This is a genomic window from Marinobacterium sp. xm-d-579 (genome assembly GCF_013282935.1).
In the GTDB taxonomy this organism is placed as follows: domain Bacteria; phylum Pseudomonadota; class Gammaproteobacteria; order Pseudomonadales; family Balneatricaceae; genus Marinobacterium_E.
Map to the genome: position 1 here is coordinate 135,881 of NZ_WBYP01000001.1, position 18,816 is coordinate 154,696.

The 18,816-nt window shown below is 48.9% G+C and carries 17 protein-coding genes; 6 read left to right on the forward strand and 11 right to left on the reverse strand.

The genetic code is table 11. The annotated features are described in order from the left end of the window. Positions 1-11: 11 nt before the first annotated feature. Both XMD579_RS00700 and XMD579_RS00705 read right to left on the reverse strand, forming a co-directional pair. Positions 12-305 (reverse strand): type II toxin-antitoxin system RelE/ParE family toxin, encoded by a 294-nt coding sequence (locus XMD579_RS00700; RefSeq protein ID WP_173480609.1) that lies wholly within the window; start codon positions 303-305, stop codon positions 12-14. A gap of 3 nt (positions 306-308) precedes the next feature. After that, entirely contained in the window at positions 309-569 is a 261-nt protein-coding gene (locus XMD579_RS00705) for a type II toxin-antitoxin system Phd/YefM family antitoxin (protein WP_173480608.1), read from the reverse strand. A 265-nt stretch (positions 570-834) separates the two neighbouring features. Here XMD579_RS00705 and XMD579_RS00710 point away from each other — a divergent pair, with 265 nt between their 5' ends. From XMD579_RS00710 to XMD579_RS00720, 3 genes are read left to right on the forward strand one after another with little or no spacing between them, the layout of a single operon-like run. Next, complete coding sequence (locus XMD579_RS00710; protein ID WP_173505646.1) at positions 835-1,557, forward strand: 5-oxoprolinase subunit PxpA; 723 nt, start codon at positions 835-837, stop codon at positions 1,555-1,557. Beyond that, complete coding sequence (pxpB, locus tag XMD579_RS00715; RefSeq protein ID WP_173505647.1) at positions 1,557-2,279, forward strand: 5-oxoprolinase subunit PxpB; 723 nt, start codon at positions 1,557-1,559, stop codon at positions 2,277-2,279. Before XMD579_RS00710 ends, pxpB begins: the two co-directional genes overlap by 1 nt. Continuing rightward, positions 2,272-3,186: a biotin-dependent carboxyltransferase family protein gene (locus tag XMD579_RS00720; RefSeq protein WP_173505648.1), complete on the forward strand. Its 915-nt coding sequence runs from the start codon at positions 2,272-2,274 to the stop codon at positions 3,184-3,186. The genes pxpB and XMD579_RS00720 overlap by 8 nt, the downstream gene beginning before the upstream one ends. 213 nt (positions 3,187-3,399) lie before the next feature. Here the strand turns inward: XMD579_RS00720 and XMD579_RS00725 are convergent, their stop codons facing one another. The 8 genes from XMD579_RS00725 to ppnN all read right to left on the reverse strand — a co-directional run bounded on the left by XMD579_RS00725 (position 3,400) and on the right by ppnN (position 14,536). Then, complete coding sequence (locus XMD579_RS00725; RefSeq protein ID WP_173480604.1) at positions 3,400-3,843, reverse strand: transposase; 444 nt, start codon at positions 3,841-3,843, stop codon at positions 3,400-3,402. 295 nt (positions 3,844-4,138) lie between these two features. Further along, a complete protein-coding gene (locus XMD579_RS00730) occupies positions 4,139-4,630 on the reverse strand; it encodes an STAS domain-containing protein (protein ID WP_173480603.1) in 492 nt (163 codons plus the stop codon). Further along, positions 4,624-5,793 (reverse strand): PP2C family protein-serine/threonine phosphatase, encoded by a 1,170-nt coding sequence (locus tag XMD579_RS00735; protein WP_173480602.1) that lies wholly within the window; start codon positions 5,791-5,793, stop codon positions 4,624-4,626. The genes XMD579_RS00730 and XMD579_RS00735 overlap by 7 nt, the downstream gene beginning before the upstream one ends. Before the next feature lie 75 nt (positions 5,794-5,868). Then, positions 5,869-6,570 (reverse strand): VacJ family lipoprotein, encoded by a 702-nt coding sequence (locus XMD579_RS00740; RefSeq protein ID WP_173480601.1) that lies wholly within the window; start codon positions 6,568-6,570, stop codon positions 5,869-5,871. Between the two features lie 77 nt (positions 6,571-6,647). After that, positions 6,648-10,562, reverse strand: a complete 3,915-nt coding sequence (gene hrpA / locus XMD579_RS00745; protein ID WP_371815163.1) for an ATP-dependent RNA helicase HrpA — start codon at positions 10,560-10,562, stop codon at positions 6,648-6,650. A gap of 99 nt (positions 10,563-10,661) precedes the next feature. After that, positions 10,662-12,248 (reverse strand): AMP-binding protein, encoded by a 1,587-nt coding sequence (locus tag XMD579_RS00750; protein WP_173505650.1) that lies wholly within the window; start codon positions 12,246-12,248, stop codon positions 10,662-10,664. A 1-nt stretch (position 12,249) separates the two neighbouring features. Continuing rightward, positions 12,250-13,032 carry a class II glutamine amidotransferase gene (locus XMD579_RS00755; RefSeq protein ID WP_173505651.1) on the reverse strand — a complete coding sequence of 261 codons (783 nt, stop codon included), beginning with the start codon at positions 13,030-13,032 and terminating at the stop codon, positions 12,250-12,252. A 136-nt stretch (positions 13,033-13,168) separates the two neighbouring features. Then, a complete protein-coding gene (gene ppnN / locus XMD579_RS00760) occupies positions 13,169-14,536 on the reverse strand; it encodes a nucleotide 5'-monophosphate nucleosidase PpnN (RefSeq protein WP_173505652.1) in 1,368 nt (455 codons plus the stop codon). Between the two features lie 169 nt (positions 14,537-14,705). On the opposite strand from ppnN, the gene XMD579_RS00765 reads away from it, so the two are divergent. After that, positions 14,706-16,094, forward strand: a complete 1,389-nt coding sequence (locus tag XMD579_RS00765; protein WP_173480596.1) for a PhoH family protein — start codon at positions 14,706-14,708, stop codon at positions 16,092-16,094. Between the two features lie 10 nt (positions 16,095-16,104). Here XMD579_RS00765 and XMD579_RS00770 read toward each other — a convergent pair whose 3' ends face one another. Further along, complete coding sequence (locus tag XMD579_RS00770; RefSeq protein WP_173505653.1) at positions 16,105-16,644, reverse strand: pyridoxamine 5'-phosphate oxidase family protein; 540 nt, start codon at positions 16,642-16,644, stop codon at positions 16,105-16,107. Positions 16,645-16,928: 284 nt separating this feature from the next. On the opposite strand from XMD579_RS00770, the gene mqo reads away from it, so the two are divergent. Next, positions 16,929-18,431 (forward strand): malate dehydrogenase (quinone), encoded by a 1,503-nt coding sequence (gene mqo / locus XMD579_RS00775; RefSeq protein ID WP_173480594.1) that lies wholly within the window; start codon positions 16,929-16,931, stop codon positions 18,429-18,431. A 78-nt stretch (positions 18,432-18,509) separates the two neighbouring features. Then, positions 18,510-18,815, forward strand: coding sequence for a membrane protein insertion efficiency factor YidD (gene yidD, locus XMD579_RS00780; RefSeq protein ID WP_371731412.1), 306 nt, complete (start codon positions 18,510-18,512; stop codon positions 18,813-18,815). Position 18,816 lies beyond the last annotated feature (1 nt).

Below are 18,816 nucleotides of genomic sequence, written 5' to 3' on the forward strand. Positions count from 1 at the left end.
GATATTTTAGGCTACTCTGAAATTGGCTTCATCAACCTCTCTGAGCGCCAAACTCTGACGACTGTAATCCAATTTTCTGTGATTCGATAAACGACTCGATATGGAGGACGGATGAGCTCCCTCAGTGTATCGACTTGGAACTCAGGAACAACTCGCCCCATTTTAGGGTTTTCTAACACCAACTCCATTGCGTGAATAAGATCACCCACTATCTCTTCGCCTCTCACCTCTAAACCTTCAGATTTGAAGTGTTCCAATATCTCTTTTAGATCCGTTCGAGCTGAGTGAGTGAATTTGATCTGCACGATTTAGATCCCGAGATCCGCTTTAAGCTCATCGAGGGTTAGAGTTTTCTCCTGCTTTTCTTCCAACAAACCTTTAGCGACGGCTTTAACAAACTCTAACTGATCACTCTGCTCTTCAAACTCAGCTAAGCTTTGAATAACAGCAACACCACGACCGCGACTGGTTAACAGAACAGGACGTTTGGCTGTTTGTGTATGTGTGACCACTTTTCCTGGATTAACCTTTAAATCCTTCAGCGGGACGATATCTTCTGAGAAACGCATTAAGAAACCTTTTAGCTGGACCTGTTAATAGAACCTTTATACTAGACATTAGTTTTTGATTCTGCAATTCGTTAGAGGAAGCTCGCTAAAGCTGGGATCACTCTAGATCTAATCGCTGCATCTGCGATAAAGCTACAACCACCTGTTGGAGCGGTCTTATAAAGGCCGCGATTTATTTTATTAGATTTTCTATCGCCTCATCTTCGATAAGGCTCCAACGTAGTCGTAGATAGACTCAAAAGTTGGGGGCGATTAAACTGAGTGCATGAAATTAAATGCAGATTTAGGCGAACGCGTTAACGGTAAGTTGCTTGGCATGGATGCTGAGCTTATGCCGCTGCTTGATCAAGCCAATATCGCTTGCGGCGTTCATGCTGGGGATCTGAAGACCATGCGCGATACCCTGCGACTGGCAAAAGAGTACGGCGTCGAAGTAGGCGCACACCCCTCCTACCCGGACCCTGAAAACTTTGGCCGCACCTCTATGACTCTGCCCAGGGAAGCGTTGATTGAGGTGATCACCCATCAGGTCGACACCCTCAGTCAGATAGCTGAAGAGGAGCAATACCCGATTCACTACGTGAAGCCACACGGTGCACTCTACAACGACATGATGGCGGATAGTGAGCTGTTTGATACTGTTTTGGATGCTATCAATCGCTGCTCAAAACCACTCAAACTGATGCTATTAGCTAACGACAGACACCCAAAGTTTACGGCTTTGGCCGATCGTAAAAAGATTGAACTGATCTTTGAAGCCTTTGCCGATCGCGCTTACACCGACCAAGGGCAGTTGGTCTCCAGAGATCTAGCCCATGCGGTCCATGCAGCCTCTGAAGCGATTAACCAAGTGCGTCGATTAATTGATGATGGGGTTATCCTGTCAGAAAACAGCCACCCGTTGATCTTTCCGGTCGAATCAATCTGTGTGCATGGTGATAATCCAGAGGCGCTCAAGGTTGTGCAACAGATTCGAGCGCTAATCTAATGGCACAGTGGCGATTCGAGACCGCCTCAGAGTGCGCCATCATGATCTACTTTGATGGTGAGCTGAGTGTTTCATTAAATGAGTCTGTTGGGCAGCTCAACTCACTACTTATAGAGCGACTAGCGCCTATTCTTATCGATTTGGTTCCATCCTATAGCTCTATTTTGCTGAGCTATGATGTCTGTAAAATTAGTGAATCCGAGCTCAAACAGGCTCTAATCCTTCTGCAACAGGAGCCTTTAGAAGCCGGTCAATCGATCAACTCAACATTAGTCCACCTACCGGTCTGGTACTCTGAAGAGGTCGGTCAGGATCTAGAGCGTGTGGCACAACAGTCCCGCCTGGAAGTTGATCAGGTGATTAAGATCCACAGCGGTACTGACTACCGAGCCTTTGCACTAGGGTTTGCTCCTGGTTTTGCTTATCTAGGCGAAGTAGACCAACGCATCGCAACTCCAAGACTGGAAACGCCAAGAGTCTATGTACCTGCTGGGTCTGTTGCCATCGCCGATCAACAGACGGCTGTCTACCCTGCTGCGTCACCGGGTGGCTGGAATATTATTGGTCAATGTCCGGTTGAGCTGTTTAATCCAACTCAAGCACCCTACTCTCTGATTCAGCCTGCCGATCGGGTTCGATTTGTCTCCGTCAATCAGGATACATTTGAGCGGATCAAACAGTGCCCAGAACACTGGTCTCTGTCGGAGGGCAGCTGTGTCTAGCTGGACGATCACTAAGGTACTCGGTCAGGTTACCATTCAAGATAACGGACGAACCGGATTTGCTCATTTAGGGATAACCGAATCAGGCGCGGCCGATAAGTGGGCGATGCGCTGCGCCAATGCTTTGGTGGGTAATGCGGAATCTGAACCTCTGTTAGAGATCACGCTGGGTGGTTTTGCGTTTACCAGTGGTTGTGAGGTCAGTCTGGCCGTCACCGGCGCAAAAGCACCCCTCTTTCTTAACGACATTCCAGTAGACCAGTATCAGACCATTGAACTGCACAAAGGTGATCGGTTTGAAATCAAACCCGCGTCAGAGGGTGCTCGCCTCTATTTAGCGGCATCGGGTGGGTTTGATACAGAGAGACTCTTTGGCAGTGCCTCGACCTGCACCCGAGAGGGCTTGGGCAGTGAATTATCGGTTGGTGATGAGCTCACACTTTCAAAACCCACCATCACTGATTCGGTGGCTCTCTCAGTTGATCAGACTCCACAGTTTAAACGCTCGATTCGATTGGGCTTAGTGAAGGGGTTACAGAGCCACCTTTATGACTGGCAGGCTTTTGATCGTTTTTTCAAAACGCGTTTTGAAGTCTCTCCACTGGCAGATCGAATGGGTTGTCGATTGATAGCCGACACCCCTATCAAGCCACCTATCGGTGGTATTCGATCAGAAGGTATCAATCTAGGCGCCGTTCAAATACCGGCCGATGGCCACCCCATCATTATGCTCAATGATCACCAAACGATCGGGGGATATATGAAGATCGGCTCGATCTGCCGAGCCGATCTAGCACTTCTAGCCCAAGCCACACCTGGGACCGAGGTTTTCTTCTACCCGATCTCTGTCGAGCATGCACAGCATCGCCTTCGCTACCAGCTAAAGCGTGTACCAAAGCTGGCCTGAATCTCCCCCCTGTTGGAGCCTTATCGTAGATGAGGCGATTAGACTTATAGCGAGTCCATCGCGGCCTATTCTAGACCGCTCCAACATGGGAGCGGGTCGAGCTGTTGGAGCCTTATCGCAGATGAGGCGATTGGACTTAAACCTAGTGCTTCGCGGCCTTTGCAAGACCGCTCCAACTAGAGGGGCTAAAGGCTCCAACGAGGCAATTCATCTTCAAACCCACTTAGCATCCCAATGGCTATACTCTCGAACCGTTTTCACCAACCCTGCTCTGACAGGGTTGTAGATTATATATCTAGCAATATCTTCGATGATTTCTTCACTGCGGATAGCATGATCATAGAAACCTTGCTGCCAAATATTTCCGTGGCTGAAACGAAGATAATGCTTGCGTGATACGGATGTTTTAACTGATTGCATCAGTTTTCCCAAATCAATAGCGTCATGCCCCATCTGTAGTAACCAATGTATGTGATCTGGCATCACGACGTAGGCTAACGTGGATATTGGTTGGCTATTGATAGCATAGACCGCTGATCGGGCTAACCGAAAATCGTTAAACACTGGACGTCGGTCTTTTGTTGTCGCGATTAGATGGTAGATCTGATTAGGGATTGAGGTTCGCCCTTTGCGAAGGGCTTTGGTACCCGGTTTCATACATTCATCCTTGACTGCTATGAAACGTTTAGCTTAGATGAAATTTCTGGGTTTGCTTGATTATTTTTATCGCGGCCTATTCTAGACCGCTCCAACTAGGGAACGGGACGAACTGTTGGAGCCTTATCGTAGATGAGGCGATTAAGACTTAAATCGAGAGTATCGCGGCCTTTGCAAGACTGCTATAACTGGGGAGCGGGTTTAACTGTTGGAGCCTTATCGTAGATGAGGCGATGGGACTTAAATCTGGAGCATTCGCGGCCTTTGTAAGACCGCTCCTACGGTGGAGCAGGCGTTATTTTTGGCACTCTAGGACTTCGACTAGGCCTTTGAATTCGTCTCGGTTTTTGTCGTTTAGGTCGATGAGAATGCGGTGGGCTTCGATGATTTTAGCGCGCACGGCTTCGTCGGACTCTTGAACGAATGGCACTTCGGTTAGATCTTTCTTACTGGTGGGCAGCTCTTCTAGAAGCAGGAAGATGTGATCGAATCCCATGGCGTATAGGATTTTGGTGATGTCTGGGTTGGTTGATACGATGGTTGGACGGGGCATATCACATTTGGCGCTTTTAACGGCCAGCTTTGCGATCAGTCCAAGAGAGGTGCTGTCGATATTGGTGGTCTCGGTCAGATCGATCAATGTATGAGTGACATCATCTCGACTGAGCATTGAGCGCAGGTGTTGATCTATTGTTGAGCAGAGCGTCAGACGCACATCACCAATAAATTTAACCACATAGTGGCCATCTTGAAAGGCGAACAACAAGCCGCCATCTGTCGTTAACATCGACGTGAAACCATCATTATTGCAACATCATCAGGCAACTCCGCCTCTTCATCTACGACCCGTTTTAACAAAGTCTCTGGAGAGGGCTGTTCAGCCTGACACAACCGGAGCAGATTCTGCTCTTTCTCTTCGAGTTTGTCACCCTTTATGATCTCTAAAATACCGTCCGAAAAGAGGTAGATTGAGAAGTCAGAAGCCAATTCGCAGCTGTGCTCTTCATAGAGCGGCTCTTCAAACAGCCCCACTGGCATTCCCCGCCCTTCTAAGTAGTGCGCTTTATCGCCCTGCACTAACACCATAGAGGGGTGATGCCCACCTATACTATAGGTCAGTTTTGCGGCTTTGGTATCAACCACACCAATCAACATCGTCATGTGCTTACCAAAACTGGTTAGTAGAATCTCTTTATTGAAGTGCTCTAACAGCTGTTGTGGATTCTCCAACCGATCGCTTTCGCCTTTAAAGTAGGCTCGTTGTAGGCGATTGGTCATGTTTTTCAGCAGCACTGTCACCAGTGCTGACGAGGCTCCGTGTCCTGACACATCAGCCAAATAGAATAGATACTGATCGTTTTTCAGCGGAATCAGATCGATAAAGTCACCGCTCAACAGAAGTGAGGGTCGCAACAGATATTCGCAGCTAAGCGATTCATCAAGCGATTGATGAGTAGGCGGCAGCAGTCGCTGCTGAATTTGCGCAGCCGCATCCTGATCGGCTTTTAGCTCTTCTAAACTCTGGCTCAGTGAATCTCTTAAGTAGCGCGCCGATTCAATCGCGATGGCACGGTCTAGTTGGCGATCTAATGAGCGCACCAGACTTAACGGGTCATTGCGCACTTCATCAAGACTGAACACACCATCGGCCCCATTACGAAGGGCTCGCACGAGCGTGTTTTGTTCAAGCTGAGAGATAAATGCGATGGTCGGTTTTGGACTGACTCGTTGCGCTAATTCACTGAGTTGCTGAGTTTCAGGAAAGGAGTGGAAATCGAAAAAGAGAAGCGAGGTAGAGTGGTGTTCTAGATAATCTTCGACGGCATCGAGTGTCGCGCAGGTGGCCAATCTAAGACCATCCACCTGGCTCAATTCACAAAGATCAAAAATAGCATCTATGGTCTCGGTATCCGAGGAGTAGATTAAAATTCGAGTCTCTTGTGAATCCATCGCAGGTTTCGTCAAACAAGTAGCAACATATTAAGTACCGAGACTACTCCTGCGAAGGTGTGAAGTAAACTGCTGTTAGAAGTCGTCTGCGTTGTACTCTACACGACCATCATTGACTTCGAATTCACGCTTCTGCAGGTAGGCATCTCGAATGAACGTGTAACGATCACCCGTAACAACCCCTTCACGATCAAGCAACGACGCACGCTTATCAACCACTTTCAGCGCTTTTAAGCCGTAGCGTAGCTCATCAGACTCAACCTGGTTCAGTGGGTCTAGGTACATATCGGGAATAATACCTACCCCATCACGAACAGTGGAAGGTCCAAACAGAGGCAGAACAAGGTAAGGGCCTGATTCAACACCCCATGCACCTAAGGTTTGTCCAAAGTCTTCATCGTTTTTAGGAATATCCATGGCTGATGCCACATCAAACAGACCACCAATACCGATGGTGGTGTTGATGAGAACGCGCGATAGATCCTGGGTTGCTTCAACGGGTTTAAGCTGAAGAACGTTATTAAAGAAGGTGACCACATCACGCAGATTATCAAAGAAGTTACTGACGCCCTGCTCGGCCACATCTGGCATGATAAAACGGTAACCTTGAGCAACCGGCTTAAGAATGGCGCGATCTAGGGATTCATTAAAGTTGAAGACACCACGGTTAAAGCCTTCCCAAGGGTCATTTAACTCCGAATCTTGAGCCACTGCTGTGACCGAATTGAGTGACAGACTCAGTACAAAAAGAGCCAACAACTTATTTAAAACGTTCATTAAAAACTACCTAATTATCCGTTAGCGCCTAACCAATGATTTATGAAGTATAGGCCAAGAATTCTTTAATGGATCTATTATCCAGAAACTTCTGTGAACCTCTGCTTAAGACGCTTCTCAGAAATTTTAAATTCTGTGCCAAGCTCTTGAGCAAACAGTGAGACTCGGTACTCTTCGATCCACCACTTAAAGTCGATCAACTCGCTACCCACTTCGCCAGTATCACGCGCTTTGGCAACGGCTGCTTCATACTGTTGTTGCCATTTAACCAGCTCATCCGACCACAAAACCTGCTGGCGTAGGGTTCTTTGGTACTTATCTAATCGCACTTCAATCGCTTTGAGGTAGCGCGGTAGATGTGCCAGCCACTGCGGTGGCGTCTCGGTGAGGTAGGTTTTATCAATCAATCGATCAAGTTGCGCACGAATGTCATTCAGTACCGGTACCGTCTCTAATGAGACCTTACCGTTCAACGTCTTCGATATGCGATGCACGCGTTGATGAAGTTCTATGACAAAGGCTGCAATAGTTTTGGCCTGTTCATGCAGATCGGCTCTCACCCGATCTCGCGTCTGGCTAAACTCCGACTCACTGGTAGGAAGATTGTCCTGATCGATCAGGCTCAGTGCCGCGGCCATAATGATCTGCTCTTGCAGGAAGCGTTCATTATATTTTTTACCCGCCTGCAGAATCGCTTGCGCCAAATTAGGCAGGCTTTTACGAATATCTTTAACCTGAGTTTGCAGAGATATCAGCACCAAACGTGCCACACCTCGATGTGACTGGCGTTGTGCATCCAAGGGCTGGCTCAATAGGGTCAGCTCGACATTCTCACCCTTATCGATCAGTGCAGGGTAGGCTTCAACTTCGATACCGCCTGCATGTTTAACGGTTTTCTGTTTATCGAGTTTGCCAAAACTCCACTCCGTTAACTCTGTCTCACCCCAACTCTGTTTAGGTGCTTGCTGAATCGCTGTCTGTGCCGCATCACCGAGCTTACGTTGTAGCTCGGACCAATCACGCCCCTGCCCTAATAGGTTCCCCTGCTCATCGATTACGCGAATATTGGCTTGATGAATCGGCTCAAGCTGCACACTTTTCAGCTGATCCACCTGAACACGGTGCCCAGTCAGACGCAGCAGTTGCAGTGACACCGCCTCAAACAGATCGCCATCACCAAATGCCAGCTTCTCCATTAACTCGGTGATGTAGTTAGGGATCGGCACAAACTGTTTACGCTCAGCCTTAGGCAGGCCACGTAGCAACGCCTCAAGCTTGGCGGCCAACATACCCGGTACCAGCCAGGCTAGACGTTCAGTACTGAGCCTTGGCAGCAGTGGCAGAGGGCAATCAATACTCAAGCCATCATCGACCGCGCCTAACTCAAATTTGTAGCTCAGCTTTAAAGGCGCACCCTCGATCAACAATACTTCTGGGTACTGTTCATCTCGAACATGATCTGCCGAGCGTTGCAGCACATCCTGCTCGGTCAAAAAGAGCAGCTTAGGGGAGGCCTGTTCTGCTTTTTTGCGCCAAGATTCAAACCCAGCTCCGTTGACGATATCTGATCCCGCGTGTTGATCCAGACGCTCTAAGTAGAACTGAAACAGTGTCTCTTCATCGACCAACAGATCGCGTCGGCGCGACTTATCCTCAAGCGCGGCAACGGACTCTAAAAGATCTCGATTGTGTTGGAAAAACGGCGCCTTAGTCTGATATTCACCCTCGACCAGTGCACTTCGAATGAAAATTTCATGGGAGACTTCGCGATCGATCGGACCATAGTGCACCTTACGTTTAGGCACAATAACTAGGCCGTAAAGTCTGACCTGCTCACTGGCCACTACCTGAGCACGTTTTTTCTCCCAATGCGGCTCTAAGTAGCTACGTTTGATGAGGTGCTTAGCCAAGGGCTCAACCCACTCTGGGTTAATCTCGGCAAGGGTATGAGCAAACAGCTGACTGGTCTCAATCATCTCTGCAGCGACCACCCACTTCGGTGCCTGCTTAAATACGCCTGAGCCAGGGAATATTTTAAAGCGGCGGTTACGCGCACCAAGATACTCACCACGCTCCTGCTTGAAACCGAGGTGTCCCAAGAAACCCGAGATAATTGCTCGATGAACCTGATCGTAACTGGCCGGTTCACTGTTCTCTTTCAGATCAAGCGACTTGATGCTCAGATGCAGCTGTCGATGCAGATCTCGCCACTCTCGCATTCTTAGGTAGCTAAGGTAGTGTTTAGTACACCACTTGCGCAGTTGATTCTGGCTCAGCTCAAGGCGTTGCTCCTCAAAGGCATTCCACAAATTAATCAGAGTGATGAAATCGGACTTCTCGTCATGGAACAACTTGTGTTTTTCATCGGCTGCTTGGCGCTTATTCTGCGGACGCTCGCGAGGGTCTTGGACACTCAGTGCACTGGTAACGATCAATATCTCACGCAGTGAGTGCTGACGACCCGCTTCAACAATAATACGTGCAATCCTTGGGTCGACAGGCAAGCGCGCCAGCTGTTTACCCAAATTGGTGATTGAACGCTTTGCATCGACCGCTTGCAGTTCTTCAAGCAGTTTATAACCATCATTGATGAAGCGTTTATCGGGTGGATCGATAAAGGGAAAACGATCAATATCACCCAATCGAAGTTGCAGCATCTGCAGAATAACGGAGGCGAGATTGGTTCTACGAATTTCCGCATCGGTGAACTCAGGACGAGAGAGAAAATCCTCTTCCGAGTAGAGTCGAATGCAGGTGCCGGGAGCTACTCGCCCACAGCGACCTGCACGCTGGTTGGCGCTCGCTTGTGACACTGGCTCAATCGGTAAGCGCTGTACCTTAGATCGATAACTGTAGCGCGACATGCGAACCAGACCGGGGTCAATGACATAACGAATCCCCGGCACTGTCACGGAGGTCTCTGCCACGTTGGTGGCTAAGACGATACGACGCCCTGCTGAGCGACCCGAGGTAAAGACCTTGTTCTGTTCCGCTAACGACAGCCTTGCATAGAGCGGCATAATCTCGACATCTCTGAGATCAGCCCTGCGCAATTTCTCTGCACTCTCTCGAATCTCTCGTTCACCCGGTAAAAAGATCAGAATGTCGCCAGGCATACCACTCGGTTTAGCTCTGTCGATGGCAATGAGTTCATCGACAGCGTTGAGAATGCCCTGCTGAATATCACCACTCGCCTCATCATCCTCATCCGTGGATTCGTTCAATGGGCGGTAGAGTGTCTCTACCGGGAAGGTTCTTCCGGAGACCTCTATCACAGGTGCATCACCAAAGTGTTTCGAGAAACGCTGCACATCGATGGTTGCAGAGGTAATGATCAACTTAAGATCGGGGCGTTTAGGCAAAATTCGTTTGAAGTAGCCCAATAAGAAGTCGATATTGAGGCTGCGCTCATGCGCCTCATCGATGATGATGACTTCGTATTTGTTCAGGTATCGATCGTGCTGAGTTTCGGCCAGAAGGATACCGTCCGTCATCAGTTTAATCTGAGTCTCTTCGCCAATCTGATCGTGGAATCGAACTTGATAACCAACTCTAGAGCCCAGTTCAGTTTTCAACTCTTCAGCAATGCGACTGGCAACCGTGCGCGCGGCTAATCGTCGTGGCTGTGTATGTCCAATCAACCCTTTACAGCCTAACCCCAACTCTAGGCAGAGTTTTGGCAACTGGGTCGTTTTACCGGACCCGGTTTCACCTGCGACCACCACCACTTGGTTATGCTGGATTGCATCGAGTATCTCTTGGCGTGCACCCGTCACCGGCAGGTCTGGGTAGTCGATCGGTAGCAGAGCTTTTTCGGTCTTCTGCGCCACTATCGCTTCCGATCGCTCTATGCGTTCAACCGCCTTTTGCAGTGCCGTTTCATCGATTTCTGCTGCCTCGGAGAGTCGTTCCAATGCACGACGAATAGGGTATTGGTCGCGTATTTGGCAACGCTCGAGGCGGTCAATAAACGGTTTTAATGTCGGATGCACAATGGGACTCATAATTTTTGATAGCCGCGAATTTTACCCAACTGGTAAAAAGGCTGCCAGAGAAGCGATTAAATAGTTGGTTTGGCCCAAGGGTTAGGGTTAATCAACCAGTCCCGATCGTAATACTCGACCGACAGAGCTATGGGGCAGAGCCCGTCTCAGCTCAATAAGATGTGGGACTTTATAGGCCGTTAAACGTTGACGACAGTAGTTACGGATCATTTTCTGCGTCAAACGACGGTTGTTGGTCACTACGAATAGACGGAGCTTGATTTCGCCATCCTCCTGATAACTGCCGAAGGCACAATCGGTGATGTCAGGGTGCTGGGAGATGAGCGCTTCGACTTCAGAGGGGTAAATCTTAAAGTTTCCAACCAGTGAGATGACATCAGACTGGCGCTCAATCATATGCAGTGAACCATCTGGGTCCACACGTCCTATATCACCTGTCCTAAACCAACCTTGCTCAAACTGGGTGTCAAATTGACCGGCATACCCCAACATCACTTGGGGGCCTCTAATGCAGATCTCTCCTGCACTGCCTTGAGGCAGTTCACTGCCAGACTCATCTTGAATACGTACCTCAGTCTCTTGCAGCGGTCGACCGACTGCGCCGGTCACGAACCTGCCACTCGAGTCCAGCGTCACAACGGGTGAACACTCGGTTAGGCCATAGCCCTGCGAGATAACGCAGTGAGTGATCGCTTGCCATTGATCACCAATGGCTTGATTGAGTGGTGCACCACCTGACAGAGTGCATTTGAGCATTGAGAAGTCGAGTTGAGGAAAGAGCGGATGCTGTACTAAGCCCATAAAGAGTGGAGCCACACCGGCAAACAGGGTCGGGCGAAAACGATCAAACAGCTCTGCAATGTGATTGATCTCTTTGACATCCGATGCCATCTCAACCACCCCACCCTGACACCAGGTCATTAAACAGATCATTGAGGGGTAGCTATGATAGATCGGCAAGGGCATCAGTAATCTTTGCGGGCCAGAGATACCGATATCTACAAGCCGATGATTTAACTGCCCAACATTACTGAGCAGGTTTCTGTGACTCAATTGCACCGCTTTTGCCTGCCCTGTGGTAGCGCTGGTCAGCTGTATCATTGCCACCTCATCCACCTCTGATCGTGCACTGAGCATCAAGGAGTCTGAGTGATAGACAATCGCTTCACGAAATTGAAAATCCGCCAAATTGGGTGAGCGTTTGCGTATATGGCGCCAAAGTCGCTTAAGTGGAAACAGAAACCAACTTGAAAAATCTTCTGGGGAGCAGCTTACTGTGGTTAAACCGTGGCCACGACGGACTGCTAATTCGGCTAAGTTAGAGTGTGAGTGACAAGCAATCAGCGCCTTGGCATTCGTCAGTTTCGCGACCCGCTCTAACTCGGTGATATCAGCGGAGGTTGTCAAACAGACTGGAACCAAACCGACACGCCAAAGCGACATTAACAGCACCGGGTAGTGAGCACCATTGGGCATCTGAACAATGACTCTATCCCCTGCTGAGAGGTTTAGAACCTCGACAAACCATTGTGACACGGCGCGGCAGTGACCATTCAGCTCAGAGAAGGATAGCTTTGTATTACCCTCCCGTACGGCAGGTGCATTGGCGTATTGATTTGATAGCCATTGAGGCAGTTGCGAAAGGCTGCTTATTGAGAGGGGCAATTGAGACATCTTATTCACTGCGATAGAAGCAGGTCTCTCCCTCTTTGAATACCCGGGCTTCACCTGTCTGAATAGGCTGCCACACCTCGTTATCGGTCAGTGGCTCTGTCGCGATCACTGTGACGATATCGTTCTCCTGAGTCTCGCCCCTGAAGTCGACCGTCAAATCACAATCTTTTAGCTGAGCCACTCCAAAAGGCGCGCGCCGGGTAATCCAGTGCAATTTAGTAGTGCAGTAGGTGAAGAGCCAGTCGGAGTCACACAGCAACATATTGAAAACCCCTAGCGCACGAAGCTTATGACAGCACTGGGTAATCAATTCAAACAGAGGTTCCGTTTTTTGGGGAGGTTCTGGAAAGGCTAGTCGCACCTGATCCAACAACCAACAGAAGGCATACTCCGAATCGGTGGTACCCACTGGTTTATAAAAGCGCAGAGGCCAATCAAAAATCACCGGATCCAACTGTCCGTTGTGAGCAAAGGTCCAGGTGAAACCCCAGAGTTCGCGACTGAATGGGTGGGTATTTTCTAGATTAACTGAACCTACATTGGCTTGGCGAATATGGCTGATGACGTTCTTGCTTTTGATCGGGTAGTGACAGACCAACTGAGCAATGGGTGAGTCGACACTGGGTTGCGGGTCATGAAAGGCTCGCTGAGCCTTACCTTCGTAGAAACCTATACCCCATCCATCCTTGTGCGGTCCAGTACCACCGCCACGCTGCATCAAACCGGCGAAACTGAAACAGATATCGGTGGGTACATTTGCGCTCATACCCATTAACTCACACATAGCGACTCCCTGTCTTTAAGCTAGTGGAAGTATAACTGATTAAACGACCGGGGTCTGACCTCTATTTTGGAGCTTTCCAAAACATGGAGCTTAACTGGATTGCGGATGACAGGCTAAAGCCAGTCACCCTTCTAAGTTAACTAGCAAGCTTAAAGCAGGGAACGTAACCCGCAAAATCAATCTTCATTCGACGCTGATCAATGAATCCATTCAGCAATTGATCGAGCGCAGTGATCACCTCGGGATCGCCATCTAGGATGAACGGCCCCTTTTCCGCAACCGCTTTAACGGCAGGCTCTTTAACGTTGCCTGAGACAATACCCGACAGTGCTTTACGAAGTTCTGACGCCAGTTCAGAGATCGGCTGATCTTTGTGCAGATTCAGCGCAGCCATATTGTCGTGAGTCGGTTCAAAAGGCAGTTGCAGCTCATAAGGTATCTGCAGCTGCCAGTTGAAGTGGTAAGCCTCACCGGACTCTTTACGCTGTTCGGTGACTCGGTTGAGACCCTCTTTCATCAATGCAGCCACTTTCGACGGATGATCAATCACAACCTGATACAGCTTGCTGGCCTCTTCACCGAGCGTCGCTTTAACAAACTGATCGATCTGCTCGAAGTAGGCCTCGCTACCTGCAGGGCCTGTAAAGATAAAGGGCATCTCAACATTGCGATTCTGTTCTTGAAGCAAGATGCCAAGCATGTAGAGAATCTCTTCTGCTGTGCCCGCTCCGCCTGGGAATACAATGACGCCATGACCGAGTCGCACAAAAGCTTCTAGGCGTTTTTCAATGTCCGGCATGGTAATCAGTTCAGAGACAATCGGATTGGGCGATTCAGCCGCAATGATGCCGGGTTCAGTAATGCCTATGTATCTTGGGTCGCTAATGCGCTGTTTAGCGTGTGCAATGGTGGCCCCTTTCATTGGACCTTTCATAGCACCCGGGCCACAGCCGGTACAGATATTGAGGCCTCTTAAGCCCAGTTCGTAACCCACTTTTTTGGTGTACGCGTATTCATGGCGAGCAATAGAGTGACCGCCCCAACAGACCACAATGTTGGGTTTAATGTTGGGTCTTAGCGATTTAGCGTGTCTTAAAATGTGAAATACTGTATTGGTCAGTGTCTCACCTGGCGTTAAGCCCTCACAGACATCATTAAGCTCGTCTACTACATAGACAAGGTCTCGTAACACCGAGAAGAGATGCTCACGAATACCATCGACCAACTCACCATCCACAAAAGCCGACGCTGGTGCATTGATCAGATCCAGCTGCACACCACGGTGTTTATTGACGATGTGCACATCAAAATCTTGGTATTTCTCAAGCACTTCGGCCGTACAGTCCATCTCACTACCGCAGTTGAGTACCGCCAAAGCGCATTGGCGAAATAGAGGGTATAGCCCAGAATCGCTTCGATCCCGAATACGCTCTACTTCATAGGGTGAGAGCATATCCAAACTCTCAAGAGGTTTGACACTGGCACTGACAAATAGATCGCTCATAACACTCTCCTTCGCGTAATCACGATGTCATTATTTACGTTTATACATGAAGGATAGATGACATTCAGCTAATCGGCAGAACATATTTGCCAAAGGCGAATGCATCGATTAGTTTAAAGTTATCGGTGAGTTTTTCATCGATCCCTCTCTGCTGCAGAAGGAACCGCCAATGAGCGCATCCAAGCTTTATATCCTTGATACCAACGTGCTGTTGCACGACCCCAAGTGTCTTGTCGAATTTAAAGAGCAAGATATTGCCATTCCGATGACCGTGCTTGAAGAGCTCGACGACATCAAAGATCGGAAGAAGAACGTAGCGGCAGAAGCGCGTGCTGCGATTCGCGAAATTGATAAAATTCTGAGCAACGCCAAAGACCCTTCAGAGATTCTAGACGGTGTGCAGATTTTATTGGATGGTAAAGAGCGCGAGATCGTATTTGGTAAGCTCTCCATCTACCCTGATCATGAACTGGCTCATGACAAAGGGTTCTTGCCAGCAGACCACAATAAAGACAACCGCATCATTAACTGCGCCCTTCACTTACAGCGAGTGCTTCCTAAGCGCCAGGTGATCCTGGTCACTAAAGATTTGAACATGCGTCTTAAGGCGATGGGAGCTGGCTTAAAACGCGTTGAGGATTACCGTACCGACCAGCTCGTCTCGGACATCGATCTACTCCCTGCGGGCCATCTTCATTTAGAGACCCCTTTTTGGGAGGGGGTTGATTCCGTTGAGAGCTATCACGAAAACGAGCACACTTGTCACAGAGTAGACCGCGAGGTGCTGCCAGAGACCTACCCTAATGAATATATTTGGGACGACTCGCAGGACTTTGCTGCTAAAACCAGCCGTGTCGAAGGTGACAAGGTCATCCTTCAGGATCTGGGCTACCAAAACCTGATGCAGCAAAACTGCTGGGGCATTTCGCCGATCAATATTCAACAAGCCTTTGCCATGGAAGCGATGCTGGATCCCAACATTGATCTAGCCGTTCTGCTTGGGTCTGCCGGTTCGGGTAAAACGTTGGTTGCCCTAGCCAGTGCTCTGGAGTTGGTTATTGAACAGCGTCGCTACAATAAGATTATTGTCACTCGCTCGACGCCACCGGTCGCTGAAGATATCGGCTTCTTACCAGGCACCGAAGAGGAGAAGATGACTCCATGGATGAGTGCGATTAACGATAACTTAGAAGCGATGCACGAACAGGATGAACGCCCGCAAAGCAGTGTTAAGTATGCGATCGAGAAGGCTAACATTCAGTTCAAGTCTCTCAACTTCATACGTGGGCGAAGCATTCAGAACGCCATTGTTTTGATTGATGAAGCCCAAAACCTAACACCGCAACAGATGAAAACGATCCTGACTCGCTGTGGTAAAAACACCAAGATGGTCTGCCTAGGCAACTTGGCCCAGATTGATTCAAACTACCTAACCGCACTCACTTCAGGCTTAACCTACATTGTTGAACGCTTTAGAGACTACGAAGGTTCTGCCAGCGTCCACTTTGAGGGAATCTTCCGCTCTAAACTGGCCGAATACGCCGAAGAGCACCTCTAAACACCCTGTATTACGGTACCAGTGCTGTGACTCCATCTGGGGTCACAGCCACTCTCTGATGACCCTCGCGATTTAACTGCAGAAGATCAAACGAGCTGATCTTAATCTCCACGACACAGAACCAGTTCTGTTCAACAAATTCCACCAGTGGATCGACTTCTGAACCCGGTGGTAACTTGGTCTTGTAGTCCGCAACCGTCGGCCCCTCTTTGACCCTATCCCAACGTTCATCAATGGCTTTCTTGTCACTCATTAATGTCGCTAACCCTTCAGCCCGTAACTGCTGTTTTAGCTGTGGATTCCAGAAGCAGAGTGAGACATTTGGATTATGTTGCAGCTGCAAAATTTTTGGTGATCGGGAGTCACTATAGAAACGCAAAAGCCAGTTATTCGATTCGATCTCTCTTAAGACAACAGAGCGTGATTGCGGTCGACCAGCATCATCCACTGTAGAGAGAGTAAACACCCTCCAAGGGTGCCCTTTTTCCACCAGCGCATCTTCAACAAATCCCCACAATTCAAGGGGTTTTAGACTTTTTAAGTCGATCATTGGATACATCCATCTGAGACATTGGTCTATCTTGAAAAACCGTCCATTTCGCCGAAGTCCAGTAACTACGTGGCTTATAGTTATCTGTCATAGCTGTATAACAAAACAGTTAGGCGATAGAGACTAGAAACCATGATGCGGCGCAATATAATTGGCACCACTGAAATATGGGTGACACATTTATCTGTTACCCACCGCCTCACTTCCAAGGCCTATTTGCCAAAAGCTTATAGGAGATTGAGTCGTAAGGCACATTTGTTCAACACACAGATGGTAGTCGAGTTATGGATTCAGAAGTAGATGTATTGTTAGTTGGCGCAGGAGCGATGAGTACGACGCTTGCCGTTATGCTCCAGGAGCTGGACCCTAATCTGAAAATGATGATGGTCGAACGTCTCAACCACGTGGCTAGCGAAAGCACCGATGGTCTTAATAACGCGGGTACTGGGCACGCAGCCTATTGTGAGTTGAATTACACCCCTCGCCAGGCTGACGGCTCAATTAACTGCAGCAAAGCTTTCTCAATTAACGAATGTTTTGAGATCAGCTTGCAGTTTTGGTCATACCTTGTGAATAAAGGTGCGCTTCCTCATCCTAAGAAGTTCATCAACACAACGCCCCACTGCAGTTTTGTCTGGGGTGAAGATAACGTCGATTTCCTTCGTAAGCGCCACCAAGCACTTTCACAGCACCCTCTTTTTGAGGCGATGGAGTACAGCGAAGATCCTGAGCAAATTCGCGAGTGGATGCCTCTAGTGATGCAAAACCGCGAAGATAACCAGCCGATTGCTGCTACTCGCGTGCGATATGGATCGGACGTTAACTTTGGTGAACTTGCGCGCTTCATGGTCAATTTCCTTGAAGTTAGTGGCAACTTCGAACTCAAACTGTCGTCAACAGTCCAAGATCTTAAACAGGAAGAGGATGGCCGTTGGTGCGTCAAACTGAAACACTCTGCTAAGCCAGACACCTACAAAGTCCGTGCGAAGTTTGTCTTCCTCGGTGCCGGTGGTGGAGCTCTACCTCTGTTGCAAAAATCTGGCATCCCTGAAGGTGAAGGGTACGGCGGCTTCCCAGTTAGTGGTCAGTGGTTGATCTGTAAGAACAAAGAGGTCATCGAGCGTCACCAAGCCAAGGTATACGGCATGGCCCCCATTGGTGCGCCACCCATGTCAGTACCCCACTTGGATACCCGTGTTATCAATGGTGAAAAAGCACTGCTGTTCGGTCCTTTTGCAGGGTTCACTACTAAGTTCCTAAAAAATGGCTCGTTGATGGATCTGCCGATGTCATTGAGCCCAGACAACTTGATGCCAATGATGTCAGTTGCCCGCAACAACATGGATCTGACCAAATATCTAATCAGTGAAGTAATGCAGACGCACGGTTCACGTGTAGAGTCACTTCGCAACTTCTTCCCAGATGCTGAAGAGAACGATTGGGAACTCTCTTACGCCGGTCAGCGTGTCCAAATCATCAAACCGGGCAATGAAACCAAGGGTAAGCTAGAGTTCGGTACAGAGGTGATCTCTGCAGCTGATGGTTCGATAGCGGCACTATTGGGCGCATCACCGGGTGCATCAACGGCAACCAGCACGATGATCTCGATCATCGAAGAGTGCTTTGCTGAGCGCATGCAGAAGTCGAACTGGTCCGAGAAGCTAAAACAGATGATTCCATCCTACGGTGAATCATTGGCGACCAATAGCGATCTTCTTCGTACGGTGCGGGCTAAAACCCTTGAGACACTACAACTGGATGAGAAAAAGGCCTCTCAAGCGGCCTAACTCTTTCTATTTCTGGGACCCCACCGGATTGGTTTATTGGCGTTAAAGGACTACCATTGCGTCAATAAGGAGTCCGGTGTGGTTAAACATTTTTTTGAACATCTTCTCGTACTGACGGTTCGGTTCTATCAACTGTTCATCAGTCCTGTACTGGGTCCGCGCTGTCGATTCTACCCAACCTGCTCTAGCTATATGATCGAAGCGATTCAACTGTACGGCCCCCTCAAAGGCACACTGCTCGGTTTAAAACGCATTGGACGCTGCCATCCAGGGTCTGATGGTGGGATAGATCCGGTTCCAGGCAGTGAGCTTGAGAGCAGTTATCAACAAGAACTTGCCGAACAAAGCTGCGGCTGTTCACACCCTGAGAACAAGGAGCACTGAT